General features: G+C 69.2%; 20 protein-coding genes. 4 read left to right on the top strand and 16 right to left on the bottom strand.

All coding sequences use genetic code 11. The annotated features are described in order from the left end of the window. Window positions 1-35: 35 nt before the first annotated feature. On the bottom strand, window positions 36-1,799 hold the full coding sequence (locus tag ACH436_RS00645) for a carboxylesterase/lipase family protein (RefSeq protein WP_430558252.1): 1,764 nt from the start codon (window positions 1,797-1,799) through the stop codon (window positions 36-38). Window positions 1,800-2,131: 332 nt separating this feature from the next. Between ACH436_RS00645 and ACH436_RS00640 the strand changes: the two genes are divergently transcribed. Together ACH436_RS00640 and ACH436_RS00635 are read left to right on the top strand one after the other, a co-directional pair. Further along, window positions 2,132-2,569 carry a nuclear transport factor 2 family protein gene (locus ACH436_RS00640; RefSeq protein ID WP_430558251.1) on the top strand — a complete coding sequence of 146 codons (438 nt, stop codon included), beginning with the start codon at window positions 2,132-2,134 and terminating at the stop codon, window positions 2,567-2,569. A 46-nt stretch (window positions 2,570-2,615) separates the two neighbouring features. Further along, the gene (locus ACH436_RS00635) at window positions 2,616-5,444 is read left to right on the top strand and encodes a LuxR C-terminal-related transcriptional regulator (protein WP_430558250.1); all 2,829 of its coding nucleotides are present in this window, start codon (window positions 2,616-2,618) and stop codon (window positions 5,442-5,444) included. Here ACH436_RS00635 and ACH436_RS00630 read toward each other — a convergent pair. From ACH436_RS00630 to ACH436_RS00610, 5 genes are all read right to left on the bottom strand, one after another. Then, window positions 5,416-6,618 (bottom strand): low temperature requirement protein A, encoded by a 1,203-nt coding sequence (locus ACH436_RS00630; protein ID WP_430558249.1) that lies wholly within the window; start codon window positions 6,616-6,618, stop codon window positions 5,416-5,418. The genes ACH436_RS00635 and ACH436_RS00630 overlap by 29 nt on opposite strands. Before the next feature lies 1 nt (window position 6,619). Continuing rightward, window positions 6,620-7,474, bottom strand: coding sequence for an SDR family NAD(P)-dependent oxidoreductase (locus ACH436_RS00625; RefSeq protein ID WP_430558248.1), 855 nt, complete (start codon window positions 7,472-7,474; stop codon window positions 6,620-6,622). Then, complete coding sequence (locus tag ACH436_RS00620; protein ID WP_430558247.1) at window positions 7,471-8,376, bottom strand: SDR family NAD(P)-dependent oxidoreductase; 906 nt, start codon at window positions 8,374-8,376, stop codon at window positions 7,471-7,473. Before ACH436_RS00620 ends, ACH436_RS00625 begins: the two co-directional genes overlap by 4 nt. A gap of 71 nt (window positions 8,377-8,447) precedes the next feature. Next, window positions 8,448-8,879 (bottom strand): hypothetical protein, encoded by a 432-nt coding sequence (locus ACH436_RS00615; RefSeq protein ID WP_430558246.1) that lies wholly within the window; start codon window positions 8,877-8,879, stop codon window positions 8,448-8,450. A gap of 189 nt (window positions 8,880-9,068) precedes the next feature. Further along, on the bottom strand, window positions 9,069-9,770 hold the full coding sequence (locus tag ACH436_RS00610; RefSeq protein WP_430558245.1) for a VOC family protein: 702 nt from the start codon (window positions 9,768-9,770) through the stop codon (window positions 9,069-9,071). A gap of 186 nt (window positions 9,771-9,956) precedes the next feature. Here ACH436_RS00610 and ACH436_RS00605 point away from each other — a divergent pair, with 186 nt between their 5' ends. Beyond that, window positions 9,957-10,901 carry an alpha/beta fold hydrolase gene (locus ACH436_RS00605; RefSeq protein ID WP_430558244.1) on the top strand — a complete coding sequence of 315 codons (945 nt, stop codon included), beginning with the start codon at window positions 9,957-9,959 and terminating at the stop codon, window positions 10,899-10,901. A 33-nt stretch (window positions 10,902-10,934) separates the two neighbouring features. Here the strand turns inward: ACH436_RS00605 and ACH436_RS00600 are convergent, their stop codons facing one another. After that, window positions 10,935-11,411, bottom strand: a complete 477-nt coding sequence (locus ACH436_RS00600; RefSeq protein ID WP_430558243.1) for a hypothetical protein — start codon at window positions 11,409-11,411, stop codon at window positions 10,935-10,937. A 120-nt stretch (window positions 11,412-11,531) separates the two neighbouring features. Between ACH436_RS00600 and ACH436_RS00595 the strand changes: the two genes are divergently transcribed. Beyond that, a complete protein-coding gene (locus ACH436_RS00595; RefSeq protein WP_430558242.1) occupies window positions 11,532-13,367 on the top strand; it encodes a SpoIVB peptidase S55 domain-containing protein in 1,836 nt (611 codons plus the stop codon). 509 nt (window positions 13,368-13,876) lie between these two features. On the opposite strand, the gene ACH436_RS00590 is transcribed toward ACH436_RS00595, so the two are convergent. The 9 genes from ACH436_RS00590 to ACH436_RS00550 form a co-directional block, all read right to left on the bottom strand. Next, window positions 13,877-14,311: a hypothetical protein gene (locus tag ACH436_RS00590; protein ID WP_430558241.1), complete on the bottom strand. Its 435-nt coding sequence runs from the start codon at window positions 14,309-14,311 to the stop codon at window positions 13,877-13,879. A gap of 16 nt (window positions 14,312-14,327) precedes the next feature. Continuing rightward, complete coding sequence (locus ACH436_RS00585; protein ID WP_430558240.1) at window positions 14,328-15,452, bottom strand: CHAT domain-containing protein; 1,125 nt, start codon at window positions 15,450-15,452, stop codon at window positions 14,328-14,330. Window positions 15,453-15,457: 5 nt separating this feature from the next. Continuing rightward, window positions 15,458-15,895: a DUF4160 domain-containing protein gene (locus ACH436_RS00580; RefSeq protein WP_430558239.1), complete on the bottom strand. Its 438-nt coding sequence runs from the start codon at window positions 15,893-15,895 to the stop codon at window positions 15,458-15,460. Window positions 15,896-16,515: 620 nt separating this feature from the next. Continuing rightward, complete coding sequence (locus ACH436_RS00575; RefSeq protein ID WP_430558238.1) at window positions 16,516-18,480, bottom strand: ATP-binding protein; 1,965 nt, start codon at window positions 18,478-18,480, stop codon at window positions 16,516-16,518. Continuing rightward, the gene (locus ACH436_RS00570; RefSeq protein WP_430558237.1) at window positions 18,461-19,726 is read right to left on the bottom strand and encodes a hypothetical protein; all 1,266 of its coding nucleotides are present in this window, start codon (window positions 19,724-19,726) and stop codon (window positions 18,461-18,463) included. The genes ACH436_RS00575 and ACH436_RS00570 overlap by 20 nt, the downstream gene beginning before the upstream one ends. Window positions 19,727-19,794: 68 nt before the next feature. Further along, window positions 19,795-21,294, bottom strand: coding sequence for an N-6 DNA methylase (locus ACH436_RS00565; RefSeq protein ID WP_430558236.1), 1,500 nt, complete (start codon window positions 21,292-21,294; stop codon window positions 19,795-19,797). Further along, window positions 21,294-22,214, bottom strand: coding sequence for a DUF5655 domain-containing protein (locus ACH436_RS00560; protein WP_430558235.1), 921 nt, complete (start codon window positions 22,212-22,214; stop codon window positions 21,294-21,296). Before ACH436_RS00560 ends, ACH436_RS00565 begins: the two co-directional genes overlap by 1 nt. Continuing rightward, entirely contained in the window at window positions 22,207-23,481 is a 1,275-nt protein-coding gene (locus tag ACH436_RS00555; protein WP_430558234.1) for a restriction endonuclease subunit S, read from the bottom strand. Before ACH436_RS00555 ends, ACH436_RS00560 begins: the two co-directional genes overlap by 8 nt. Further along, the gene (locus ACH436_RS00550) at window positions 23,478-26,246 is read right to left on the bottom strand and encodes a DEAD/DEAH box helicase family protein (RefSeq protein ID WP_430558233.1); all 2,769 of its coding nucleotides are present in this window, start codon (window positions 26,244-26,246) and stop codon (window positions 23,478-23,480) included. Before ACH436_RS00550 ends, ACH436_RS00555 begins: the two co-directional genes overlap by 4 nt. Window positions 26,247-26,393 lie beyond the last annotated feature (147 nt).

Genomic DNA, 26,393 nt, shown 5'->3' with positions numbered 1-26,393 from the left:
GATGCGGATGGTGGATGCGGACGGTGGGGACGCGGTCAGTGCGTGCCGAACAGGGCGACCGCGGCCCAGACGCCGCACCGGTGGTCGGCCGCGAACCCGCGCTCGACGGACGGTGCCGGGTCGTCGAGCGAGAGGATCTGCTGCCCCCGCAGGTCGAACCTCGGCCAGGGGGTGGCGGCGGTGGCCGGTGACCCCGTGCGGGCGAACTGCACCCACGCGGCCTGCATGGTGTCGGCGAGCTGCTGCTGGGACGGGGAGAGCTCTCCGGGCAGCGGGGCGTTGGGCTGGTCGAACAGGTACGCCAGCTCGGACTGGTGCGTGGCCGCGTACGGCTCTCCGAGCGTGTCGGGTGCGAACAGCCGCGGCGCCTGGGCGTCGTTGAACTCGTACGCGTAGGTCTTCACCCACGCCGACGCCGCGCCGTCGAGCGCGAGCGCCGGGCACGAGAAGTTGGCGTCGGAGTTCAGCACGCTGAACGCCTGCGCCGGCGAGACGTACCTCGACAGCGGGTAGGCCTTGGCGATGAACGCCGCCGTCCGCGCGTCGACCCCGAAGTTCGTGGCGATGGTGGACTCGTAGTTCGACGCGTCGATCGGCCCGGGCAGCACGGCCGTGGCCCCCCGCGTCACGCTCAGGCCGAGCGTGGTGAAGATGCGGTTCTCCTGGGTGTTGACGCCGTTGAGGATCGGCACCCGGTGGAAGCGCCCGGTCGCGACGGCGTTGCCGACCGACCGCGGCAGCACGGCGCCGTCGACGACGCCGGGCGTGATCGACAGCGGCTGGTGCGCGACCAGGGTGTCGACGGGCACGTCGCGCAGGCACGCGGCGACCTGCCGGGCGCTCCCGTCGCCGCAGCCGACCTCCGTCGCGGACGCGACGCCCTCGCGCTCGGCCCGCGCGAGCGGCTTCTGCACCGGGGCGAACGCCCCGCTCTGGATCACCGCGCGCTGGAACAGCCCCTTGGCCCCGGGTGAGGCGAGGTGCATTGCGACCGACAGCCCGCCGGCCGACTGGCCCGCGATCGTCACGTTCCCGGCGTCGCCGCCGAAGCCGGCGACGTTGCGGTGCACCCAGCGCAGCGCGGCCTGCTGGTCCATGAGGCCGTAGTTGCCGCTGGCCCCGTCACGGTCCGCCAGCGCGGGGTGCGAGAGGAACCCGAGCAGCCCGAGGCGGTAGTTGATCGTCACGACCACGGCGCCGTGCGACGCGAGGTCGGACGCCTCGTAGTCGGCGCCCTCCCCGAGCTCGAAGCCGCCGCCGTGGATCCACACGATCACCGGGAGCTTCGCGTCGGCCCGGGTGCCGGCGGGGACGGTGACGTTGAGGTAGAGGCAGTCCTCGCTCTGGCCGTTGGGGCTCGGGGGCGCCTGCGGGCAGACCGGCGAGTACGTGGTCGCCTCGCGGACGCCGGACCAGGGGGCGACCGGCTGCGGCGGCTCCCAGCGCAGCTCGCCCGTGGGCGGTGCCGCGTACGGGACGCCGCGGAACTCCAGGCCGGCCGGCGTCTCGGCCCCCTGGAGGGCGCCGGAGTCGACGTGCACGACCGGCGTGACCGGCGGTGCGGGCCGGGCGGCCGCGTGCGCCGGCGGCAGGAGCGAGCCCCAGCAGGCGAGCAGCACGGCGAGCGCGCCGAGGACGGCGAGGGCGCGCACGGTGAGGAGGCGGACCCTGCGGGGGCCGGCGTGCGCGGCGTGCGCGGTCGGTCGCGGGTCGGTCGGTCCAGGGACGGGCGCTCCCGGGACGGGAGGTCGGGGGACGGTCGGCCAGGGGCCGTCGGGCGGTGTGGTGTGCGTGTTCATGCAGGCCACGGTCGCGTGCGGGCCACCGGCAAGGCGCCGGTCGCTCCCCCTGGGCGGACCACCGGGGCCGTCCCCGACGACCACCGGGCGGGCCACTGGTGCCCGACGGGCGGACGCGCCCCCCGGACGACGTCGTGCGGCGTCGTGCGGCGTCGTGCGGCGTCGTGCGGCATCCGGCGCGCCGGCGATCCCAGGGGGTCGACCAGGGGGTTGCCCTGGTGGTCCCGGGGTCACCAGGCGCCAGGCTCGGAGCAGGCGCCGGACCCGACGGCGCCGCACGTCGAAAGGACCCCGATGACCCACCGCACCACGACCGCACGACGGGGACGCGCATGACCGACCCCCTGGCGCCCCTCGACCGGCTGCTCGTCCTCGAGGAGCTGCGCCGCGTGCAGTCCCGGCTCTGCCGCGCCGCCTCCGTGCGCGACTGGGCCGAGCTCGAGTCGTTGTTCACCCCCGACGGCCGGTTCCGCGCGTACGGCGCGGACGGCGAGCTCGGCTGCTTCGCCGCCACCACGGGGATCGGGGCCGCGATCGACCGCGCGGTCGGCCCGGGTCGGCTCGTCGTGCAGTCCTCGGACGAGGAGCTCGACATCCTCGCCGACGACCGCGCCGACGGGACCTGGGCCGTCGAGGACACGCTCTACCCCGAGGACGGGACGCGTGCGCGGCACGGCGCCGGGTCGCTCGCCCTGGCCTACCGGTTCGCCGGCGGACGGTGGCGTGTCGCGACCGCCGAGTTCACCCGGACGGCCCGTGAGCACGGCTGACCCGAGCGCTGTCGGGGCGCTAGGGCTGCGGATAGGCTCTGCGACCATGACGCCTGGTGCGCATGGACCGACCCTCATCGGGCGTCGCCGCGAACGGGAGCGGCTCAGCCGGCTCGTCGCGAGCGTGCGCGGCGGCGAGAGCCGGGCGCTGGTGCTGCGGGCCGAGACCGGGCTCGGCAAGACGATGCTCCTCGACCACGTCGCCGAGCAGGCGACGGGCTGCCGGGTGGTGCGCGCGCTCGGCGTCGAGTCGGAGATGGAGCTGGCCCTCGCCGGGCTCCAGCAGCTGTGCGCCCCCGTCCTCGACGGCCTGGAAGCGCTCCCGGAGCCCCAGGCGATGGCGCTCGGCGTCGCGCTCGGCCTGCGCTCGGGGCCCGCGCCGGACCGGTTCGTGCTCGGCCTCGCGGTGCTGAGCCTCCTCAGCCATGCGGCCGAGAGCCGCCCCTTGATCTGCCTCGTCGACGACGCCCAGTGGCTCGACCAGGCCTCCGCCCAGGTGCTCGCGTTCGTGGCGCGACGCCTCGTCGCGGAGTCCGTCGGGATCGTGTTCGCGGTCCGCGAGCCGGTCGACGAACGGTTCGCCGCCATCGAGGACCTCGTGGTGCGGCCGCTCGACGACGCCGACGCGCGCACGCTGCTCGGCACCGTCGTCGGCGGCCCGGTCGACACGGCCGTGCGCGAGCGCATCGTCGCCGAGGCGCGCGGCAACCCGCTCGCGCTCGTCGAGCTCCGGCGCGGGGCGATGGAGTTCTCCCCCGCCCCCGTCGCGCAGGGGCGCACCGGCGTGAGCGCCAAGCTCGAGGACGGCTTCCGGCGCCGCGTCGAACGGCTGCCCGCCGACACCCGGCGCCTGCTGCTGCTCACCGCCATCGAGCCCGTGGGCGACCCGACGCTCGTGCTCGCCGCGGCGTCCGCGCTCGCCCTGGACACCTCCGCGTTCACGCCCGCGGTCGAGGAGAACCTCCTGGAGCTGGGGGCGCGGCTCCGGTTCCGGCACCCCCTGGTGCGCTCCGCCGTCATCGCCTCGGAGCCCGCCTCCGACCGCCGGGCCGCGCACCGGGCGATCGCGGAGGCCACCGACCCGCAGCAGGACCCCGACCGCCGGGCGTGGCACCTCGCCGAGAGCACGATCGGGTTCGACGAGGACGTCGCCGCCGAGCTGGTGCGTTCCGCCGACCGCGCACGCCTGCGCGGCGGCATCGTCGCCGCCGCGAACTTCCACGTGCGCGGGGCCGAGCTGACGCCCGACCGCCAGATGCGGTCCCGCCGGATGCTCATGGCCGCCGAGGACACTCTCCGCGCCGGCGCGATGCAGAACGCGCAACGGCTGCTCGACCGCGTGGAGCCGGAGCTGCTCAACGCGCACCAGCAGGCACGCGTCGACCTCGCCCGCGGCCACGTCCGGTTCTACATCTCCCCCGGGCGCGACGGCGCCGCGATGCTCCTCGACGCCGCCCGGCAGCTCGAGCCCTTCGACGGCGACGCCGCGATGGTCACGTACGCCAACGCCTTCATCGCCGCCGTGCTCGCCGGGGAGTCCGCGAACCGCGTCGGCATCCCCGAGGTCGCGCACGGCATCCTCGCCGCGGCCCCCGCCACCCCGCTCACCCCCGGGTCGCGGGCCGCGCTGGAGGCCCTGCGCGGGCTCGCCGTCCTCGCGCTGGACGGGTACGGGCCCGCAGCCCCGACGCTCCGCACGGCGCTCGCGGCGCTGCGCTCGCTCGACGGCGACCCCGAGGCCGAGCGGGGCGACTCCGACCCCATGCGCGGGTACGGGGCCGACGTCAGCCACGAGGTCGGCGCGATGCGCTGGCTCCCCCTGACCTGCCTCGTCGCCCGGGTCCTGCTCGACGACGCCGCCTACGCCGACGCGTCGGCGGAGTTCGTCGCCGCCTGCCGGCGCGACGGCGCGTTCTCGACCCTCGCCATGGCGATGTCGGAGCACTACCCGATCCTGCTCATGAGCGGCCGCATCGCCGACGCCGAGGAGCTCTACGAGGGCACGCGGGAGATCATGGCCGCGAGCGACGTCCCCGAGGGGCCCGACCGGGCGGGCTGGTTCGCCGCCTACCGCGGCGACGACGCGGCCAAGCACGAGTCCGCGGCCGCCGTCGCGCGCCGGGTCGCCGAGCGCGGCGAGTCCCAGTGGCGGCTGTCGGACGTGCTGCACGGCGGCGTCCTGCACAACTCCCGCGGACGGTACGCCGACGCGCTCGCGGCGACGGCCACCGCCGAGGGGCACCCGTTCGACATCGGCCTGGCCGCCTGGGTGCTCCCCGAGCACGTCGAGGCGGCGGTGCGTGCCGGCGCGCCCGAGCAGGCCGCGGCCGCGGCCGCCCGCCTCCAGGAGATCGCCGACGCGACCGGCACCGACTGGGCCGTCGGGCTCGCCACCCGCTCGGCCGCGCTGCTCGCCGACGACCGCGACGCCGAGGCGCTGTACCGCACCGCGGTCGACGTCCTCGGCCGCACCCGGGTCGGCACCGCCGAGGCCCGCGCGCGGCTGCTCCTCGGCGAGTGGCTGCGTCGGCAGAACCGCCGGGTCGAGGCGCGCGAGGTGCTGCGGGTGGCGCACGAGCAGTTCGTCGGCTTCGGCGCCCACGCCTTCGCCGAGCGCGCCGCGCGGGAGCTCTCGGCCACCGGCGAGGTGGTGCACCGGTCCGTGGTCGGCCCGGTCGACGAGCTGACCGCCCAGGAGCGGCAGATCGCCCGGCTGGCGGCGACGGGCAGCACGAACCCGGAGATCGGCGCGCAGCTCTTCCTCAGCCCGCGGACCGTCGAGTGGCACCTGCGCAAGGTGTTCGGGAAGCTCGGCGTCACGTCACGTCGGCAGCTGGCCGCGGCGCTCAAGGAGTCGATGGTCCCGGCCGGCTGACCAGGGCGGCGGTGACCGCGACCGCCCCGGTGACCGCGGCCGCGAACGCCCACGCGGGCACCCACCCGGAGGCAAGGGCGGCGGCCACCACCGCGACGGCCCCGACGGACGACGCCGGCCGCCACGTGCGCAGCAGCACCCACCGGAACGTCTCGAGGCCGGCCAGGAAGCTCACGGCCCCGCCGGCGAGGGCGACCACGGCGATGCCGTGGGCGGGGGCGTCCGGCGCGTGCGCGACGTCGTCGAGCAGCAGGGCGACGCCGAGGGCGACGAGCACGACCCCGCCCACGATCGGGAGGTGGCCGAAGGTGTACCCGTCGCGCGCGAGCACCGAGCGCCGCGACCGGTCGGTGCCCGCGAGGGCGTGCGCCGCGTCGCCCGAGAGGTGCCCGAAGAACGCCCACCACAGGCTCGCCGTCAGGAGGAAGCCGAGGAGCGCGACGGCGAGCACGGCCGGCCGCGACGTCCAGGTGTCGACCCGGGCGCCGGTGGCGAGGACCGTCTCGCCGAGCGCGATGATGAGCACCAGGTCGTGCCGCTCGGCGAAGTGGCGGGCGCTGCCGACCCGCCAGCCGCGGTAGCGAGAGGCGGACCGGCCGCCCACGAAGTCGACGACGAACGCGCTCGCCCACAGCGCCGTCTGCCACCCGCCGCCGAGCAGCGCCCCGGCCAGCAGCAGGCCGATCGACAGCGACTGCGGGACGAGGTCGAGCAGCACCTGCGTGCGCAGCCGTGCGTGCCCCCACGCGACGATCGCGAGCAGCACGACGTAGCACGCGCGCACCACGGTGAACGCGACCGCGAGCACGACCGCCGGGGCGATCCCGCCCGTGCGCTCGCTCCAGGCCTCGGGGATCACGAGCCCGACGACGAACAGGGCCGCCATCGCGACGAGCATCCCGACGCGCACGAACCCGCGGTCGAGACGCACCTGGTTGCCGAGCCAGATGAACGCGCACCACGACCACCAGAGCATGAGCAGCAGCACGACCGCCCGCCCGAGGGACTCCGCGCCGGGCGCCGACTCGACGAGGGTGACGTCCCGGGTGAGCGCGAAGACGAAGACGAGGTCGAAGAAGATCTCGAAGGGCGTCGAGGCGTCCTCGGCCCGGGTGAGCACGACGGCCCCGGGGGCGGACGCCCGCCCCCGGGGGACCCGCGCCGTCGCCGACACGTCAGAGCACCGCCGGGCCGCTGCCGGGGAAGTCCGTCGCCCCCGCGGTCACGCGCTGGGCGTCGAGCTCCGCGCGGTAGGCGTCGACCCGGGCGCTGACGCGGCGCAGCGCGTCGCTGCCGAGCACGAGCCAGCGCCGCGGCTCGTCGGCCCGGACGTTCGCCGCGATGGCCGCGGCGGCACGCTCCGGGTCGCCGGGGAACGCCTCGGGCGGCACCCCGGACACGAGCCGGAGGAACTGGCCCGTGGTCGTGTCGTAGTCGGCGATCCGCTCGCCCGAGACGTGCGTCCGGTGCTCGATGCCCGTGCGGAACGACCCGGGCTGGACGACGAACGCGCGGACGCCCGTGGGCGCGAGCTCCTGCCACAGGGCCTCGGTGAGGCCCTCGAGGGCGAACTTGCTCGCGGAGTAGAGGGCGTTGCCGGGCAGGCTCGCGACGCCGTCCATCGACGACACGTTGACGATCGTGCCGGTGCGGCGGGCCCGCATACCGGGCAGGACGAGGCGCGTGAGCTCGAGCGGGGCGAAGAAGTTCACCTCGAGCTGGGCGCGGGAGTCGGCCTCGGTCTGCTCCTCGATCGCGCCGAGGAAGTCGATGCCCGCGTTGTTCACGAGGACGTCGATGCCGCCCGCCCAGGCGGTCGCCCGGCCCACGGCGTCCCGGCGCTGGGCCGGGTCGGTGACGTCGAGGACGACCGGCAGCGCCGTCTCCGGGTAACGGGCCAGCAGGTCCTCGAGGCCGTGCTCGCCGCGGGCGGCGAGCACCACCCGGTCCCCGGACGCGAGCACGTGCTCCGCGAGCGCCAGCCCGAGCCCGCTCCCGGCGCCGGTGACGAACCAGGTCGGGGCGCTCATCGGTCGCCGCCCGCGGTGGCGCCGGCCGCGGCCGGAGCGAAGTCGGTGGTGCGGCTCGTGGCGGCCCACGCCTCGGTCTCCTCGATCCGGCGGCGGTCGCCCGCGAGGGCGCGCTCGACGGCGTCGGAGCCGAGGGGCAGACGCGCGGGGAGGGCGGGCAGGTCCGGGAGGCTCACGAGCAGGCGGGCGCCCCGCGCCGGGTCGCCGGCCTGGGTGCCGTCGATCTCGGTCCGCAGGTCGTTGATCGCGCCGACGGTCGTCGCGTAGTCGTCGCCGGCCGGGTACCGGCGCATCGAGCCGCCCTGCCAGTCGGTGCGGAACGCGCCCGGCTCGACGATGACGACGCGCACGCCGAACGGCGCCACCTCGGTGGCGAGCACCTCGGAGAACCCCTCGACGCCGAACTTCGCCGCCTGGTACGCCCCGAGCCCCGGCGTGCCGCCCACGCGGCCGCCGATGGAGGAGAACTGGAGGAACAGCCCGGAGCGCTGTCGGCGCAGCACGGGCAGGGCCGCCCGCGTGACGTTGATGACGCCGTACAGGTTGGTGTCGATCTGGTGCCGGAAGACGTCCTCGGGCATCTCCTCGATCGAGGCGCTGTCGGCGTAGCCGGCGTTGTTCACGACGACGTCGAGCCGGCCGAAGCGCTCGACCGCGGCGGCGACGGTGGCGCGCGCCGCCTCGGGGTCGGTGACGTCGAGCGGGGCGAGGAGCACGCGGTCGGTGCCGAAGCGCTCGACCAGCGGCGCGAGGTCGTCCACGCGGCGGGCCGTCGCGACGACGGCGTCGCCGTGCTCGAGCACCGCCTCGACGATGGCGCGGCCGAAGCCGCGGGAGCTGCCGGTGACGAGCCAGACGCGCTGCGGGGCGGTGTTCTCGACGGCGGGGGCGTTCTCGGACATGGTCTGCTTCCTTTCGGAGCCGGCGGCCTCGCCGCCGGTGGTGCGGGGTGAGGGGGTGGTGTGCGCGGCGGTCAGGCGGCCGCGTGCAGGGGCCCGCTGAAGGAGGTGCGGAGCGACTTCGGCGCCACGAGCGGCAGCAGCGCGGCGAGGAGCTTGCCCTTGAGGGACGCCGGGTGGCGGGTGAGCTCGACGTCGACCCGGGAGCCGGAGCCGTTCGGCGTGACCTGGAAGACCCAGCCCCCGCCGGGGCCGAAGACCTTCGAGTCGAGCGTGGTGATGTCGACGCGGCCGGCGTCAGCGTCCCACTCGTAGCGCGCGTGCTCCCACGCGGCCGCGGTGCCCTCCGTGACGTCGGCCCAGTCCGCACCGAGGCCGTGGACCTCGAAGTGCTCGGCGTCGATCGTCGGCCAGGCCTCCGGGCGTGCGGCCGAGAAGTCGGTCAGCACGGCGAGGACCTCCGGGGCGCTGAGCGTGGAGTCGAGGTGAAAGCGGATGACGGGCATGGCCGTTCCCTTCGGGAAGCTGCGTGGAGGTGCGGGAGCTGCGGGGGTCGTCCCCCGCTCTCCGAGACTCCCGCCCGGGCCGGGGCGAAGGCGCCAGGGGCGGTCACTGGCCGCGACCCCAGGGCCGCTCCCCCGGGGCGTGCCCGGGCCCCTGGCCCGGGCACGGCGAGGACCCGGGTGTGCGGGTGGTCACTCCGGCGGCTGCTGCCCCGCCGCGACCCGCACGAGGTACTCGGCGTACCAGTCGGGCCAGTTCGCGTCCTCCTGGCCGGTGCGCGCCTCGTGCTCGCCGTGGGCCGCCGCGGCCGCGCGCAGCGCGTCGGCCAGCTCGGCCGCGGAGTCGTAACGCGCCTGGGTGACGCGGCCGGGGATGCGCTCGGTGATCTCCTGGACCGTCCACGTGTTGCCGTCGGGGTCGGCGAGCTCGACGAACGAGCCGTACGACGCGCGCCCGGGCGCCAGGCCCGTCGCCCGCGTCGCCGGGTCGGCGCGGTGGAACACCCCGCCGACGTCGTGGAAGACGTCGCTGACCTCGACGCCGCGCGCGAGCAGGTCGGCGCGCGTCGCCTCGATGTCCCGGGTGACCAGGTGCAGGCCGCGCGCCGAGCCCGGCGCCGCGTCCGTGACCCCCGTCCCGACGATGATCGACGCCGGCGACCCGGGCGGGGTGAACTCGACGACGCGGTACGTGTCGTCGACCACCAGGTCGACGTCGAGGGTCCAGCCCAGGCGCTCGTAGAACGCCTTCGCCCGGTCGACGTCCGCGACGGGGACGACGACGAGCTCCAGCTTCAGCGCGGGCGCGGTCGGCAACGAGGTGGCGGCGCTCGTGGTGCTCGTGGTGCTGGTGTCTGTCGTCGTGGTCGTGCTCTCGCTCAGAGGGGTGGTCATCGGACGCTCCTTCGAACCTGTGCCGGTCCGGTACCGGCGTGCAGGTCGATCGTTCGTCCGATCCCCCGCCGCCCGCGCCCGTGGGAGTCACTGGTCGGCGGACGTGGGGTGTCCCCGGCGTCCTGCCGCCATCGACCGGCCCGGGAGCGTCTCCGCGCGAGTCGGGGCGGCCACTAGGGTTCTCGCATGCGAAGCGACACCCCCGCGACCGTGGACTCCGACGAGCTGCGGATCCAGATCCCGGCGGGTGGCTGGGTCGTCGGCACGGTGCGCAAGCCCGTCGAGGGGACGCCGCGCGGTGTCGTGGTGATCCACTCGGCGACGGCCGTTCCCGAGCGCCTGTACACGGGGTTCGCGGAGTTCCTGGCCGAGCACGGGTACGTGGCGATCACGTACGACTACCGCGGCACCGGCCGGTCCGGCAGCCCGCGGGAGCACCGCGGTGTGCGCATGCGGGACTGGATGGCCGACGACGTGCCCGCCGTCGCCGCGTGGGCGCGCCCGCGGTTCGGCGACGTGCCGCAGCTGGCGATCGGGCACAGCGTCGGCGGGCACGCGCTCGCGCTGGGGTACGGCTCGCGGGGCCTGGCCGGGTTCGTCACGGTCGCGTCGCACGTCGCGGCGATCTCCACGATCCCCGACCGCGCCGAGCGGGCGCGCGTCCGGCTGATCCTGCGGGTGCTCGGCCCCGTGGCGGCCCGGGTGCTGGGTTACGTGCCCGGCCGCCGGATGGGCCTCGGTGAGGACGTGCCCGCCGCCGCCATGCTCGAGTGGAGCCGCTGGACGAGGCTGCCCGGCTACTTCTTCGACGACCCGACGATGCACGCCGCCGCGGACGCCGCGCGCGTCACCGGCGACGTCCTCGCCGTCGGGTTCACCGACGACCCGTGGTCCACCCCCGCGCAGATCGACGCGATCATCGACCGCCTCACCGCCGCCCGGGTCGAGCGCCGCACCTGGAGCCCCACCGACGGCGGCGTGGACGCGATCGGGCACCTGGGCTTCTTCCGCCGCGGCCTGCGCGACACGCTGTGGCCCGAGCTCCTCGCCTGGCTCGACGCCCGCGCCGGGGCCGCCCCGACGCAGGAGGACGGGAACGTCAGGTTCCGCGCCCGGAAGCCGCGGCGATGACGCGCCCGCCGCTCGCGTAACCGCACATCGGGGTCACAGCACCCAGGTGGTCTCGGCCTCCCCGGGGCCGCCGCACTCGGCCGTCCCGCCCACGCGCACCCAGCCGACGTCGATCTGCGTCCGCGCGAGCACCTCGCCGTCGTCGTCCAGCGCACGGAGCATGACCGAGCGCGGCGCGGAGACGAGGGTGAAGGTCCAGGTGTCGCCGTCGTGCGACGTCGGGATGGCGGGCACCTCCGCGTCCGGCGGGTAGGGCGGCTGCCACTGCTCGCCGTCGCGCACCTGCAGGACCGCCACCGCCGACGTGTCCCCCTCGAGCGTCACCGTGAGCATGCTGGAGTAGCCGATCGCCGGGCACTCCTGCGGCGGGGCGGACATGCGCGGGCCCACGACGGCGGCGGCGACGGTGAGCGCGACGATGCCGAGCGCCGCCACCGCCGCCCAGAGCGGCGGGCGCAGTCCGCGGCGACGTCCCGGCGGCTGCGGCGTGTCCTGCGTCGTCGGCTCCACTGCCCCTCCTGTCCCGGTCCCTCGTCGGCCATCTGTCGGCCCCTCGACGACGCCGCGTCGCCCGCGAATTCACCCGTGCTCATCGGAACGTCGGGCGCCCCCGTCGACGATGCTGTGGCCATGTCGAATTCTGCCGCAGGGGACGGCCGGGCGACGGCGCCCACTCCCCCCATCGAAGGACGCCCTGCGGCTCGCGGCCGGGGACGAGCGCCTGGGCCCGTCCGTCGTCGTGCGGCCGGCCTGACGGCGTCCGGCGCGTCGGCCGCGCTGCTGCTGACCGGCCTCGTGGCGGTCGGCCCGGCGGCGACGGCGGCCCCCACGCCCGACTGTGCGGCGCCGTTCCCCGTCGCCGACCTGGTGAGCGGGGCGCCGGTCACCGGCCTGACCGTGAGCAAGGGCACCACCCCGCAGGGGTTCACCGGCGAGGTGCTCGGCGTGCTGTCGGACGGCATCGCGCCCGACCTGGACATGATCGTCGCCGAGCTCCACTCCCCCGCGATCGACGCGGCCGGCGGCATCTGGCAGGGCATGTCCGGGTCCCCGGTGTACGCGGAGGACGGGCGGCTGATCGGCGCCGTCGCGTACGGTCTCGCGTTCGGCAGCTCCCCCGTGGCCGGCATCACGCCGTACGAGGACATGCAGGGCTACCTCGGCGCGGCGAAGGCCGCCCCCGAGGTGCCCGTGGGGACCACCCTGGCGACCCGCATCGCGGCCGAGACCGACGTGACGCGGAGCGAGGCCGCCCAGGGCCTGCAGCAGCTGCCGATGCCCGTGGGCGTCGGCGGGGTCGACCTGTCCCGGGCCCGCACCGCGGTCAAGGCCGCCGGCGGGAGCGACCTCGTCACGGCGGACTCCTACCGCATCGGCCGGTCCAGCGGCACCGCCGCCGCCGCCGGCATCGACACCGTGACCGCCGGCGGCAACGTCGCCGCGGTGCTGTCGCACGGCGACATCACCCTCGCCGGGATCGGCACCGCGACGTCGGTGTGCGGCGACCGGGTGGTCGGGTTCGGCCACCCGCTCGCCTTCACCGGCAAGGCGCGCCTCGGCCTCGCGGCCGCCGACGCCGTCTACGTGCAGAAGGACCCACTGGGCGTGCCGTTCAAGGTGGCCAACCTCGGCGACCTCGGCGGAACCGTCACCGACGACCGCCTCGCCGGGATCGCGGGCACCTTCGGCGCCTCGCCGACGCCCACGCCGGTCAGGTCGACCGTGTCGTACCACTCCAGGTCACGCACCGGCACGACGCAGGTGCTGGACCCGTCCGCGCTCACCGACGTCACCCTCCTCGCCGGCATGGCGAACCACGACCGCGTGGTGGACGGCGTCATCGGCGGGTCGGAGACCCAGGCGTGGCGCATCACCGGCACCCGCAGCGGGAGCCCGTTCACGCTGCGGTACGCCGACCGGTACCAGGCGCCCGCCGACGTCGGCTCCACGGGCGCCTTCGACCTCGCGGCCGTCGTCTCGACCCTTTCGTCCCTCTCCACCGTCAAGATCACCGGCGTGACCAACGACGTCAAGGTCAGCGACAACGGCATGCGCCACCGCATCGTGAAGATCCAGCAGCGCACCGGCGGCAAGTGGGTCGACGTCACCGGAAAGACCGCCAAGGTCCGCGCCGGCAAGACCCTGGTGCTGCGCACCCAGCTGCTCGGTTCCGACGGCATCACCCGCTCCGTGTTCCGCGAGGAGTTCACCATCCCGAAGTCGCTCAAGGGCAAGAGCGGCATGGTCACCGTCGTGGGCGGCAACTCGTTCCAGGACGAGTTCTACGGCCCGACGTCGTTCGACGGTGTCCAGAAGCTGCTCAGCGGCAACCTGCGCAACGACGAAGCCCGACTCAGCCTCAAGATCGGCAGCGGCAAGAGCACCTACTCGCGGACCCGCACCTCCGACATCTTCACCCGAGTCGTCTCCGGGCAGAAGCAGCTGCAGGTGCGCGTGACGTCCTAGCACCGCGACCGGCTTGCTCTGCTTCTTGAGGAAGCTCCGCCCACGAGGACGAGGCCCGGTACCGCGGCGGTTCGCGGTACCGGGCCCTGTCCATCTGTCCTGGGTGGGCCAGAAGTTGATCATGCAGGTCGCGGCCACAGGATCGTTGAGATTTCGCGGTTTCTGAACGCGTCCCGAACCACCGTGCAACTCGCGTGCCACTCGATATCGGGGTGCGGACACTTTCGTGACATGTGTCCCGCCAAGCGTACGGCACGGCTCGTCATTGGAGTCTTGCCCTTCACAATGGCGCTGCGTGCAAAGATCCAAGCCAGCTCCATAGTCGCCGATAACCGTCAAGTACGCGTGTCAATGAACCTGGAATACGGAGGCGAGCATCTGAGCCCGCGACCTCTTCGTCCCGAACGGCTGGCAGGGCTTGGAGACGCCGCGGCGCGGGGCGAGATCCTGCGGTGGTCCGTCGGCGGAGGTCGGTGGCGTGGTGAGCGGGTTGGCACTCACTTCTGCATTCAGTGCACGAACGTAGGGCGGAGGAGGGGGACATGCGGAGGCACTGAGCCGATAGCGAAGCACGCGAGGCTGACAGAGGTCCGGGTCCACTCCTGCGGCGTCGCACCCTCCACCCAGATCTCGAGGTACTCCTCCGGGGGCAAGCCCATCGGCGAGGGGTTCAGCGGGCCGTGGTCGTAGCCGTCGAATGGGGAGGTGCGCTTCACGGCGAACAGGATGTCCCGTGCCTGCGACGTACGCCCGTCGGCGGACCCGCCGAGCTGAAACGTGCGGAAGCCCTTGGTGTCCTTCGCGGGCGGCCAGTTCCGCCACGCACGGTAGAAGGCGCCCTCCCACTCGTGGTGGGCCCAGCGCCAAGGGCCCTCGAATCCGATGGCGGCGAGCCCTGCAAGCAGACCTTCCGCGGTGTTCTTGAGTTTCTGTTGCTTGTTCACGTTGAGCCCTTCAGGGTCAGGAGTCGGTGGGTGGCGAGACAAGGACGAGCGTCTCGGGGTCGACGTCGTCGCGTGCTCTCAGGGTCGGGAGGTGGGAGTGGTCGACCTGATCGGGGTCGAACATCGAGGCGGCGACCATCTGCACCTTGGCCTGTTCGACTGCTGTCGCGACGGACTGGGCGGAGGCAAGTCCGGCATAGAACGATCGTGCGAAGACCACGGCTGCCGTGTCGTCGATGGTGTCGGACATTCCGATCACGACCGGGACCGTCTGCAGCAGGTCGTCGGCACCTTCGAGACTCTCGCACGCGTTGAGCACAACCAGGCGGGGCGGTTCGTCGGTGGCTCCGAGCAGTCGTGCGAGGAGGGAGAGGTTGACGTCCTGTCCGACAGGTTCGCCGGCGTCGTTCTCCATCCAAAGACCGAACGCATCAGCGTGACCGGAGAAGTGCACGACGTGGGGACGGTGGTCGTTGAGGCCATCAGAAAGATCGCTGAAGGTCGCGGCTGGTGCGTGCTCGACGACGACCAGGTCGCGGTACTTTGAGCCGCGCAGGCCCTGCTTGACGTGCCGCACTTCCTGGTCTACTCGAAGCCACGCGCCTTGCTCGACGACTGTCCCGTCGGGGCTTGTAACGGTGCTCGTGGTGGCGTCTGGGTTGGAGGTCAGGTAGAGCACGCGGAGTGGCTCGGGGACCGGTGGAGGGACCTCAACGTAGCGGATCATCGCGGCCGGCGTGCTCGCCTTCGCGACAGCACGGGCATGGCTGAGCTCTTCACGCCTTCGCTTCGCGTCCTTGCTGCGCTGCAGGTTCTCGGCCGCCTTCTGCTCGGATGCCTCGGCAGAGCGCAGCGAGGTCTTCTTCGTCGCAATCGTCTTGTCGATGGCCGCCATATCCTTGCGTGCCTTGGCGACCTTGGCCTCGGCGGCGTCCGCCTTCTTCTCCTCACGCTCCGCTGCTGCCAGCGACGATCGGACCGTGGCGGGGCTCTTGGAGCGCGCTGCCGCGTCCCGCTTCTTGCGGGACGCTTCGCGCGCCGCGGTCGCGATCCCGCCCTGGGCGGCGACGATCTTCGCGTGGGCTGCCTTCTTGTCGCCCAGCGCGGCGATCTCCCGTCGGAAAGTGTCGCTGCGAGCCATCCACCTCACCCTTCCCGTTCGACATGAGGCTGCACGTCGTCTTCGAACGGTGCTGCTGCAGGGTCGTCGAGCGTGCACGGTTCGGTCTCGGGGAAGACCTTGGACCCGTTGTTCTTCTCCCAGAGCATGGAGAGCTCGGCGTGGTGCTTCTCGACGAGCTTGCCCATCCGCTTGGTGTCCTTCTTGCGGACGCCCCGGGGCAGCCGGTCCTCGTCGACCTCGCCGTTTCGGAGGTCGATGATAACGCCGTGGGAGCCGAGGTCCTCGCGGCGCTTGACGTGCACGTGGGGTGGCCAGTGGTCGCGCGTGTGAACTTGAAGAACCAGCGCCCCCTCCTTGATTCCCTCCGCGACCAGTGCGGTCACAAAGCCGTCTTGGTCGTACCCCATCGGGCCCATCTCACCGAGTTCGTACACCGCTATGCGGCGCACACGCTCCAGCACGTCGTCAGCGGTAAGCGAGCCGACGGCTACAGCGGCGGCCCAGGCTTCGGGGCTGTCGACTGAGTCGCCCGGCTTCCACTCGAAGGGGGGGAAGGTCCTTCGGGTCGGGCCAGTTACGCTCGGGCCTGTCGCTCATCGTGGTCTCTTTTCATGCCACAGGCTCGACGAGCGCGGGCAGTCGTTGCGGACTTAAAGACGGCAGGAAGACCCGACCGGGCGCAGATGCGGGTCGGGACGCATTGTCAGAGACCAACAACATTGTCTGTGTTGGTGTAGGGACCGTTGCACGAATAGGTGACAGCCGACGGCCGTTGGAGTGAGGCACTGCTGAAAATATGTTCACCGCGCCCGCACTCCATCTCAAGAAGTTCCGCGCGGACTGCCCGCCCACCACGTGCCAGCGACTTGTAACAAAGGTGGACTCTTCTGCATTTTGGGCCGCACGTCGACACATTGCATGTCGCCGGCAGCGCAGATTGCACGCACGCCGCCGTACCTTGCAAGATCCCGGACGTGCCACGCGAACCATGGAAAGTAGGTCACACGCTCAGTCCCATCGACGTCGACAGCCCGCGAGTTCATCCTGACAACTTTGCAACAGCCCCCTTGGCCACGCGACACTATGACGGCGCCCACGGGTCGTCATCCCATGGCGACCGCGGCAGCGGAGGCGGCTTCAGCCACTCGGCAGTGACTGAGATCGTCTGGCTGTTAGGCTCTGCCTCGGCCGGGAGACGACCGATTTTCAGCACGATCGGCACCTGCGCCGACACACCAGCTAGGACGCAAGTTCCGGTAGGCAAGATCGGAAGCGACTCATGCGACACCTTGTCGAGATAAGCAACAGACTTCTCGACGGCCAAGATGTCGAGGTTATTCACAAGACGGTGGAGAAAGTAGTTATGCAACTGTGAGATGATCGTCGGCGAGATGTCGTGAGGGCGCTGGCTGGCGATCGTAAGGAACACGCCGAACTTTCGCCCCTCCTTGATGATCTCCTCGAAAGTCTCCAATCGGTAGTCCCTCCACGCCTCACTCTCACGCGACGATGTGGTCGACAAAATGTTGTGGGCCTCGTCAATGATCAGGTTCAGGTACCGCTCACCCGCAGGATCGCGTTCCTTCTTCTGGTCGTACAGGTGCTTGCACAAGATCATTGGGATGACCTTTCGCATGTCGAGATTGACTCGCCGAAGCGAGACCACCGTAAGCGGCTTGACAGCGAGAGCATCGTCAGAAACAATCACGAGACGCTTGATGCTCGGTACACGCTCATCCATTCGCTTCAACAACGGCGCCAAATGCTCACGATTCGAGTATCCGCTAATTACGTCGCGATAGAACTGCATGACAAGCTTGAAGCGAACCAAGTCAATGTCAGTCACAGACTCAAAAGTCTGCGGCACTGACTTAATCTTGTTCTGAATAAATCGGTCCCATGATTCCTCGTTGGCCCACCTCTGTTGTCCTTGGTCGTCATGCCGCCAGTAGAACGAGGCACCGCGCCCGTGGTACTCCAGATTGTAACGAAAGTCTTCAATTAGAAGCGTGAACTCCCGCGTAGTGGATCCGCCGAGGCAGTTGGAGATCTCTTCGAGGAAATTGACCGCGAGGCGGCGATCAAGGGTCACGTCCGTGCTCTTTGTCGCTCGGGCAACCAGATCCGCAACGACATCAAGTAGTGCAGCAGCATCGGGCAGCAGATCGTCCCAGTATCGCGCCTTCAGAACGCGAGCGATAAACGGAGCCTGAGTCTTCTCTGTCGCATCGAGCAGTACCGACCAGAATGTTTGGTCATAAATCGCTGTTCTGGGAAGCGGGAGCTTGTCGCCACCGTCATCCGTAGTGCAAAGTTCGTACACCTCCTTCAGATCATCACCTGCAATTACTTCGGTCGATCGTTCACCGACCGCTCCGGTCCGGTTCGCGTACTCACCGTTAAAATCAATGAGCATGAACTGGGACTTACTGCGGAAGCCAGGCTTACCGCCAAACTCGCGAAAGAGCTCGTAATAGAGCTTGGCGAGGGTATACGACTTGCCGCTACCCGTGTTTCCAAATATCCCGACATGACTAGCAAAGACGGAATTCACCCCCACGGAGACAGCCTGACTCGGCTCCATCGCAAGTGACCCAAGAATCAGCGAAGTGTCGGACGCATCGACAAAATCGTGGAGGAGGTTGAACTCGTGCTCGGTCAGGATGAAGCACTCGTTCTCGAGCAGCGGCATCTCTCGGACGCCGCGTTCGAAATGCCCGTTCTCCAGATATCCGATCAGGCTCACGTCGAGCACCCTGATCAGACGGTCTGCCGTTCGTTGGTACTGCTGTGGGGCTCCTCGATCCTCCTCAACGTGCTCGCTGTCGACCTTGGCAATCAGCTCCACGAAGCCCTTCGTGATCTTGACATAGCTCGCCACTGCGACATTGCGAACGATCCCGCCCTTGTAGAGCAGGTGAGAACTGTTCTTTAGCTTGTCGACCGAGACTCGGACCCGCCGACCGTCCACGGCAATCACTTGGCCAACCCTGAACACCGCGTCATGTACGAGGTCGGCTTCCTCGTCAAACATCGGTGGTGCCATCCGAGCCGTCGTTGACTTGGACTTCAAGGATGTGATCCGGCTTGCGGGACTCCTCCGGAACGAGCGGAGAGAAGTAGAGCGCGTCGACTCTGTCGAGGTTCAGCACGTCCTCGCTTGGCACTCCGTTCCCATCCTCTCCGGTTGGCTCTGGCGGCGTGACGAATATCACGTTCCCATTCTTGATCTCACGGTCTGGCAGCAAATCCTTGTAGTCGGACTTGGCGCCGCGGGAGTAGGAGAAGACGATGACTTGAAGGGTAGGATTCGCGCGCGCGGCGCGAATAACCATGTCACAAATGTGCTCGTCTCGGAATGAGAACCCGTGAACAAACAGAACGCTGTTCTCCTTTTCGAGCTCGTTGGCAAACCTTCGAATCAGCTCATAATAGGTCTCGTTGAGAACCGTGGCAGCGAACTTTGTCTTTTCCGGGTTGACGATCGGTAGCCGCGCATAGGCATCGGCGAAAGCCGTGGCCTCGGCCGACAACTCTTTCCCGAAAGCGGCTGCGAGGAGGTCGTCGACGATAACTTCTCTTTCAATCGGGAGCAGATCCGGTGTGGCAACACTCAACTTGCCTGCGGTGTCGACGACGCCGGAGAGCCCATGGTCGAAGTAGATGGATGACTTGTCAGGCCCATCGGAATAGAGCGTCCAACCGGCTGACCCGTGTATTTTATAGAGATTTAGGACCGGAATCTCAGACCGACGTTCATAGCGGCTAGCCTGGCGCAGACGAACGGTTCCGTATTCTCCCAGGTCAAACTTGGGCCGCATCTTTCCGTTGAATCCATCGATCATGTCAACCCCGAGGTTCTCCAGCGCAACCTCGAACACCATATCGATGTTGGTTGTGAAGATGTTCGCTTGCTTGCCTAGGAGGGAACTGCGTCGCTTAAGCAAGATCCTGTTAAGCGTCCGCAGGAATCGTTCATAGGACGTCAGCACTCCTTCTGCGGAGCGGTCGCCTCTGGTGAGCGCCAGGTTGGGCTCGAGCACCTTTTCGAAGAAATGAGCTTGGATCGATGCTCGCACGAGATCCTTCTCCGCTGTCGGGGCATCAGCCTCGGACAACTTGGTCAAGGCCTCTTCGATGTTCCCGAGCTGGCCAAAGAATGCGCTGGGGGTGCCGGCGCCGATCAGGAAGTTCAAATGTGAGTCTTGAACTATTGTGCGTAGTCGGCTGATCGTGATGCCCGTGTCTGGCTGAGTGCTCTGCTGGGCCGCAACAACACGCACCTGGTTCATCGCCGGACCTCTTCGCGGGGCATGATGCTGAGAGTGCTGAGCGATTCCTTCGACCTTGCCGTTGCCATCTACCGGGACTCCTCTTGATTAACGTCGCCAACCGCACCCTCAAGTGCGGCCGCAACTGCGGCAAACTCCTCAAGTGCGGCAGTAAGGTCCTCAACGATCTCGCGGGCGATGATCTCGGGTGCGGGCAGGGTGTCGAGGTCTTCAAGGGACTCGTCGCGCAGCCAGGTGATGTCGAGGTTGACCTTGTCGCGGAGGACGAGGTCGTCGTAGGTGAAGGACTTGAATAGGCGGGTCTCTACGCGCTCATCGCGCGGCTTGCCCGCGGCGTAGGAGTCGACGAAGTCGTCCAGGTGCGCCCGTGTCAAGGGGTTCTGCTTGAGGGTGAAGTGCTGGTTGGTGCGTAGGTCGTACACCCAGAGCTTCGACGTCCACGGCGTCTCCGACGCCGGCTTCTTGTCGAAGAACAGCACGTTTGCCTTGACGCCCTGCGCATAGAACAGGCCTGTCGGCAGGCGCAGCAGCGTGTGCAGGTCGAAGTCGTTGAGCAGGCGGCGGCGCAGCGTCTCGCCAGCGCCGCCCTCGAACAGCACGTTGTCCGGCAGGACGACGGCGGCGCGGCCGTTGATGTCCAGGATCGTCATGATGTGCTGCAAGAAGTTGAGCTGCTTGTTCGACGTCGTCACGACGAAGTCCTGCCGCTCGACCGAACGGTCGTCCGTGGCCTCGCGACCATCCGCACCGACCATCGTCAGAGACGACTTCGTGCCAAAGGGTGGGTTCGCCAGGACCACCGACCAACGCTTACCGGGGTCTGATGCCAGAGAGTCCTTGACCTCGATGAGGGAGTCGCCGTTGGCCTCCCCGATGCCGTGGAGCAGCAGGTTCATCGCGGCAAGACGTGCGGTGCCGTCGACGAGTTCGGTGCCGTGAACGAAGCCGTTGCGCAGGTGCTCGCGCTCCGGTGGCGTCATCGACTCCGCGCCACGCGACGCGTACTCGTGCGCGGCGAGGAGGAAGCCACCGGTACCGCAGGCTGGGTCGACGACGCTGTCCGCAACAGTTGGCTGGACGCAGTCGACCATCGCGGAGATCACCGAGCGCGGTGTGAAGTACTGGCCCGCGCCCGAGCCCTTGTCCGAGGCACCCTTGGCGAGCAGCGCCTCGTAGGCGTCACCGTTGATGTCGGTGCCGGCGCGAGACCACTGCTCCTTGTCGATCAGGTCATGGATCAGGCGCTTGAGCTTCGCCGGGTCCTGGATCCGGTTCTGCGCCTTACGGAAGATCGTGCCCAGCGTGCCCGACTGCCGGCCAAGGCCCTGCAGCGTGAGGGTGTACTCGGTCTCCAACGCGGCGCCCTCCGCGTCGAGGAGCCGCTGCCACGAGTACTCCTCGGGAACGATCTGCTCGGGCTTGAGCTTCCGGGTCGCGCGCTCGTGCGCCATCTTCAGGAAGAGCAGGTACGTCAACTGTTCCGTGTACTCGATGACCCCGACGCCGTCGTCGCGAAGGACGTGCGCGTAGGACCAGATCTTGTCGACCAAACGTCGTGTGTCCGACATCAACTTGCCTCGTAGCTCTTCTGGATCAGGGGCAGGGCCTTCTGGAGTTGGTCTCTGTTCGCGATGCGCAGCTCCAGGTCCCCGGTACCGAAATGGCCGATCTTGCGCACGTCGCGGCTGAAGCCGTCCTCGAGATCGACCGAATCGGGGTCGACCTTCAGGTAGACGAGCAGGTTCTGGCTCATGGGGTGGACCTCGACGCACGCGAAGTTCTTGAGGCGCCGGAACGCAAAGTAGAACTTGAGTGTCTTCTTCGTAATGTCGTCACCCAGGCCCTCGCAGTAGGCCTCTAGCTCCCCGTAGAGGTCTCGCAGCGGGGGCGATGCCTGCTCCAGGAACTCGGTGACCGTCTTTGATGGTGTCGAGGTCGCGGCGACCTTCGGGGTCGGAGCATCGTCGGCCTTGCTGGGTTCGACCTTCGTCGAGGTCACCAGTTCAAGCGCGAGCAGCTCGCCGCCGAAGTCGCGGTAGCGGACGAGCTCGATGCTGCGGTTGATCTGCTCGACCGCATGCTCGTCGTACCGGGTGAACCCGTTTGCGACGCACACCAGCCGGGGGTTCCGCCAGTCGATCGCCTCAGCCTCAGCGGGGCCGAACTTCTTCTGCACCAGCAGCTGGAACTCGGCGCGGTGGTCGAGCAACCAGTCGAGGTAGAACAGGCCCTGGTTGATGACGTTCTCGTTCATCGCCCGCTTGTACTCGAAGATCACCGGCGACGAGTTCTCGTCGAGCCCGAGAGAGTCGATCCTCCCGCGATGCTTCACGCCCGTCGAGTACTCCGAGGCCAGGAACCGGACGCCGAACAGGGTCTCCATGTTCTTCTCGACCACCGTCTGAAGCGACTTCTCCAGATGCACCGAGGTCCCGATCAGTTCGGTCGCTTGGCCACCGTCGAGCCGGAACAACTTCAGATCAGACACCGGCCATCTCCTCAACCTGCTCCATGTCGGTCGTCGTTCCGGTCAGAGTCCCCGTGAACGCCGCTGTCAGCAAAGCTCGGCGCAGGGCTACGGAACGGCGCTGGGCGTGCACTGCGGCGCTCACGAGACGACGCGGTCCATCGAGACTCGCCTCGTACTGCTCGATCAACTTGTGCTGGACGGAGAGCTCAGGAAGCGGAACGGGCAGGCCGCCAATCTTTCCGAGACTGAGGTTGTACTGACCTGCCGAGGACGAGGCGAGCCGCTCGATCTCGGCGCGTGCGCTCGCCCGGTTCATCATCAGGTGGCACCAGGTTGGATCCACTACGGCCCGGTCCAGTTGGTAGCGGATTAGGTAAGATGCGAAGGATGCTCGCACACCCCGCTGGACTACGGCTGTCCGGCCGATGAGGTCACGGGAACCGTTTGTCCGCACGAAGACGACATCGCCCTCTTCGAGCATCAGACCGGACAGGTCAACTGAAGGGTCCGCCGCCCGTTTTTCGTCCGTCATATCGATAGCTCCACCGATGATGTTCGGAATGCGAGCGACCGGAAGCCCCGGCCCTTCGGCCAAGCACTTCGTCGATGTTCCGTATCGGGCGTCACGGGCCAGATCCTTCATCATGACCGAGGGCGATCCGGCGGGCACGAGTGCATCGAGCGCAGCGAATTCGAGCGCCCTTCCGCGCCGAGCGACATTCGTAAGCATGTCAGCGCCAGCGTCCAACCGGGAGAGGTGGTCTTCGAGGATTTCGACGATCCGCCGCTGCTCGCAGACAGGCGGGAAGCCAATCTGGACCCTTCGGAGCTCACTCTGCCGAATCCCAGTGACGGTCGACCCTGAGGACCGGCTTCGCAGCTGATCCTGGATCTGCGGAGACTGCATCGCCCAGAAGAGGAACCCGTTGTCGAGCACCTGCGCACGGCCCCGGAGAGCAAACAGTCGCTGGCTCAGAACGAGCAAATTATCATTCGGAACGCGGGCAACGGAACCCAGCGGGGCCTCGGAGGTCATCAGCACATCGCCCCGCCGTAGGCGCTCGGGCATCCAACGAAGCGCCATCTCGGTCGACACGAAGCGGCGACGTTGATCAAGATCCAGACGCCCGGCCTTCACGTGGATCGCGGAGACGACCGGGACGCCGCTGTCGGTGAACTCACCGCCGAGCTTTCCTGGGGTCTTGCCTCGGTGATCAAGGAGCATGTCGAGCACATCGGCGAACGCAGAAAGTTTCCAGCCTGCCGGAGCAGTCACTCCGGTCACGCCGTGAGCTCCTCATTCAACTGCTCAAGCAGGTCACCGGCATGATCTCCCAAGTCGCGGAGGGCGCCGTCGATGCCGCCCTTCTCGTCGAAGGGTGCCTGCTCGATGTCGTCGGCGGTGATGCCGGCGGAGTTGGAGATCACGTCGACCATGCGGTCGAGCCACCACCTTTGCGTGTCGGTGAACGTCGTGCCGGCCTGTTCCTGGGCGAGTAGCCAGCCTGCGTAGCGTTCGGCGACGACGTCGGCGAACGGGATTAGTTCGGGGTCTGCGCCGAGGGTATAGCGCACCAGGGACACGACGTCCGTAAGGCGAGACCTATCGCGGTGACGTACGTGACCTGCGCCGAGCTGCTCGTACGCGGCCCAGATGAGGTCCGGGGTCCAGTTGTGCGGCGGGCGGGCGATGCGGTCCGCGAGCTCTTTGATGGCCTCGAACGGGACACGGCGGGTCTTGGCCTCGTCCATGATCTGGATCGCGGTGATTTCGGAGCGGTGTGTGGTGAGGTACTCGAACCAGTCCTTGACGAGCGACCTGGCACGTTCGGGGTCGACGACGCCGTAGGCATCAATGAGTTCGTCGGCGTTGTACTCGTCGATGATCTGGTCGTGCGTGCGGCGTAGCTCCATGATCCGGGTCCTCAGATCCGGGTTCGCCGCCAAAGGCTCGATCGCCGCCTCGATGAGCTGTCCGATGACCTGGACGGGCTCGGCGCCCTCGCCGGAATCGTGGAGGGCAGCCGCCTGCTTGTCGGCGTCGACGGCATCGACCAGGCCGCGCACGATCGCCTTGAGGGACCCGCCGGCGACCGTGTCGATCTCGGTCCGCTCGTCCGGGGTCAACTGCAGTTCGAGGGCGGACAGGCGTGAGGCGAGGGTGGCGACCTCGTCCTCGGTGATGGTCAGGTTCGCCGTCTTCTTCAGCAGCTGCTCGAGGGACACGGACTTCTGCCGGTTCAGAGGCGGCTCGACGAAGTCGTGCTCGGTCACCCCGACAGCGTCGACGATTACGAACCGCGTCTTCTGCTTCGCCGCCAAGTCCGGGGTCACGGCCTGGAAGTCCGCCGGGGCGATAGTGCGGGCACCGCGGCCCTTCATCTGCTCGAAGTACTGCGCTGTCTTGACGTCCCGCAGGAAGAACACGCACTCCAACGGCTTCACGTCCGTGCCGGTGGCGATCATGTCGACCGTGACCGCGATGCGCAGCTTCGCCGAGGTGCGGAACGCCTGGAGCTGCCCCTTGGGGTCGTTCGCGGCGTAGGTGATCTTGGCGGCGAACTCGTTGCCTTTGCCGAACACCTGCCGCACCAGGGTCACGATCTGCTCAGCGTGCGCGTCGTCCTTGGCGAAAATCAGGGTCTTGGGCACCGCGGAGCGGCCCGGGAAGATCTCGGTGAAGAGGCGGTCGCGGAACGTCTCGAGGACCAGACGGATCTGGTTTGGGTTCGTGACCGCGCGGTCGAGCTGGCCCGCTGTGTAGTCGACGTCCTCGTCGATCTGCTCGATGCGTTGCACCCGAGTGCGCTTGTCCACCTTGGGGACGTACACGCCGGCGGGCAGGGTGGCACCCTCGTCGGTGACCTTGGTCTTGATGCGGTAGATGTCGAAGTCGACGTTCACCTGATCGGCGACCGACTCCTGGTACGTGTACGAGGAGACGAGGTTCTGGCGGAAGAACGCGAACGTCTGCTTCCCTGGCGTCGCCGTCAGCCCGACGACGTGAGCGTCGAAGTAGTCCAGGACACCGCGCCACACGCCGTAGATAGACCGGTGGGCCTCGTCGACGATGACCAAGTCGAACGTCTCCGGTGGCATGCCCGGGCTGTAGGAGACCGTGACCGCCGAGTCAGGGGTCCAGTCGTCAAGCTGCGGGTCGTCCGTGCCGGGGACGTCGTTGCCGTCCAGGACCTTGAAGACGCGCTGGATCGTGGAGATCACGACGTTCGAGGAGCCGAGCATGCCGGCGCCGGTGAGCTTGTCGACGTTATAGACCTCGGAGAAGCGTCGACCGTCGTCGGGCGTCGTGTAGTTCTGGAACTCCGCGAGGGTCTGGTCGGCGAGATTGTTGCGATCGACCAGGAACAAGATCTTGGAAAAGCCGCCGTACTTCAGCAGCCGGTACGCCAGCGTCACGGCCGTGTAGGTCTTGCCCGCACCGGTGGCCATCTGGATCAGCGACCGGTCGAACCGCTGCTGCGCCAGCGAAAGCTCGGTGCCCTTGATCGCCTTGATCTGCGCCGGGCGCAGGGGCGCCTCGTCCAACTCGGGGGGGACCTGGACCTTGGCCCGCCAGGTGGGGTGCTCGGGATCGGCGTCGGCGTCGCGCATCAGCCGGGCGAGCGTGGCCGGCTTCGGCAAGTTGAAGATCTTTCGGGCCCGCGGGTCGGGGTCGTAGCCGTTGGTGAAGTGGGTCTCCGATCCGGATGCCTCGAAAACGAACGGCAGACGACCCTCGACTACCCGTGCCCGCTTGCGGTGCGCGTCGGGAAGGCCGGTGGCGTACATGGCGGACTGCCACTCGACGCCCGAGAGTGTCGTCCCCTCGGGTTTCGCCTCGATGACGCCCACGACCCTTTTGTCGACGTACAGGAGGTAATCGGCTCGCCCGTGTCCGGCGGCCATCACTGCTTCACGGACGGCGATGCCCGGTCCCGCGAAGAGATTCAGAGATTTGCCGTCTTGGACTGCCCAACCTGCGGCTCGTAGCTGGGCGTCGATCAGGACACGCGCGCGCTGCTCCGCTGGGATGCGGACCTCGTCGGACACGTGCTCGAGTCTACGAAGGTCGGATGCGGTTCTGCTCGGAATGCCGCCGTGACGTCGAATTTCACCCTTGTCTCGGTTGGGGTGGCGTGACCGGTACGTTGAGCCCCTGTGGACGATCCACCGGGATGGGCGGGGCCGGCTCGAAAG

Source organism: Isoptericola sp. NPDC019693, assembly GCF_044389085.1.
Taxonomy (GTDB): domain Bacteria; phylum Actinomycetota; class Actinomycetes; order Actinomycetales; family Cellulomonadaceae; genus Isoptericola.
The sequence above is the reverse complement of the archived record's forward strand: the minus strand, read 5'-3'. Positions and strand labels throughout refer to the sequence as shown.

Bases quoted from the DNA above. Each gene is read 5' to 3' on its own strand.
- ACH436_RS00645 (WP_430558252.1), bottom strand. From the start codon at position 1,799: ATGAACACGCACACCACACCGCCCGACGGCCCCTGGCCGACCGTCCCC.
- ACH436_RS00640 (WP_430558251.1), top strand. From the start codon at position 2,132: ATGACCGACCCCCTGGCGCCCCTCGACCGGCTGCTCGTCCTCGAGGAG.
- ACH436_RS00635 (WP_430558250.1), top strand. From the start codon at position 2,616: ATGACGCCTGGTGCGCATGGACCGACCCTCATCGGGCGTCGCCGCGAA.
- ACH436_RS00625 (WP_430558248.1), bottom strand. From the start codon at position 7,474: ATGAGCGCCCCGACCTGGTTCGTCACCGGCGCCGGGAGCGGGCTCGGG.
- ACH436_RS00620 (WP_430558247.1), bottom strand. From the start codon at position 8,376: ATGTCCGAGAACGCCCCCGCCGTCGAGAACACCGCCCCGCAGCGCGTC.
- ACH436_RS00615 (WP_430558246.1), bottom strand. From the start codon at position 8,879: ATGCCCGTCATCCGCTTTCACCTCGACTCCACGCTCAGCGCCCCGGAG.
- ACH436_RS00610 (WP_430558245.1), bottom strand. From the start codon at position 9,770: ATGACCACCCCTCTGAGCGAGAGCACGACCACGACGACAGACACCAGC.
- ACH436_RS00605 (WP_430558244.1), top strand. From the start codon at position 9,957: ATGCGAAGCGACACCCCCGCGACCGTGGACTCCGACGAGCTGCGGATC.
- ACH436_RS00595 (WP_430558242.1), top strand. From the start codon at position 11,532: ATGTCGAATTCTGCCGCAGGGGACGGCCGGGCGACGGCGCCCACTCCC.
- ACH436_RS00585 (WP_430558240.1), bottom strand. From the start codon at position 15,452: ATGGCTCGCAGCGACACTTTCCGACGGGAGATCGCCGCGCTGGGCGAC.
- ACH436_RS00575 (WP_430558238.1), bottom strand. From the start codon at position 18,480: ATGGCACCACCGATGTTTGACGAGGAAGCCGACCTCGTACATGACGCG.
- ACH436_RS00570 (WP_430558237.1), bottom strand. From the start codon at position 19,726: ATGAACCAGGTGCGTGTTGTTGCGGCCCAGCAGAGCACTCAGCCAGAC.
- ACH436_RS00565 (WP_430558236.1), bottom strand. From the start codon at position 21,294: ATGTCGGACACACGACGTTTGGTCGACAAGATCTGGTCCTACGCGCAC.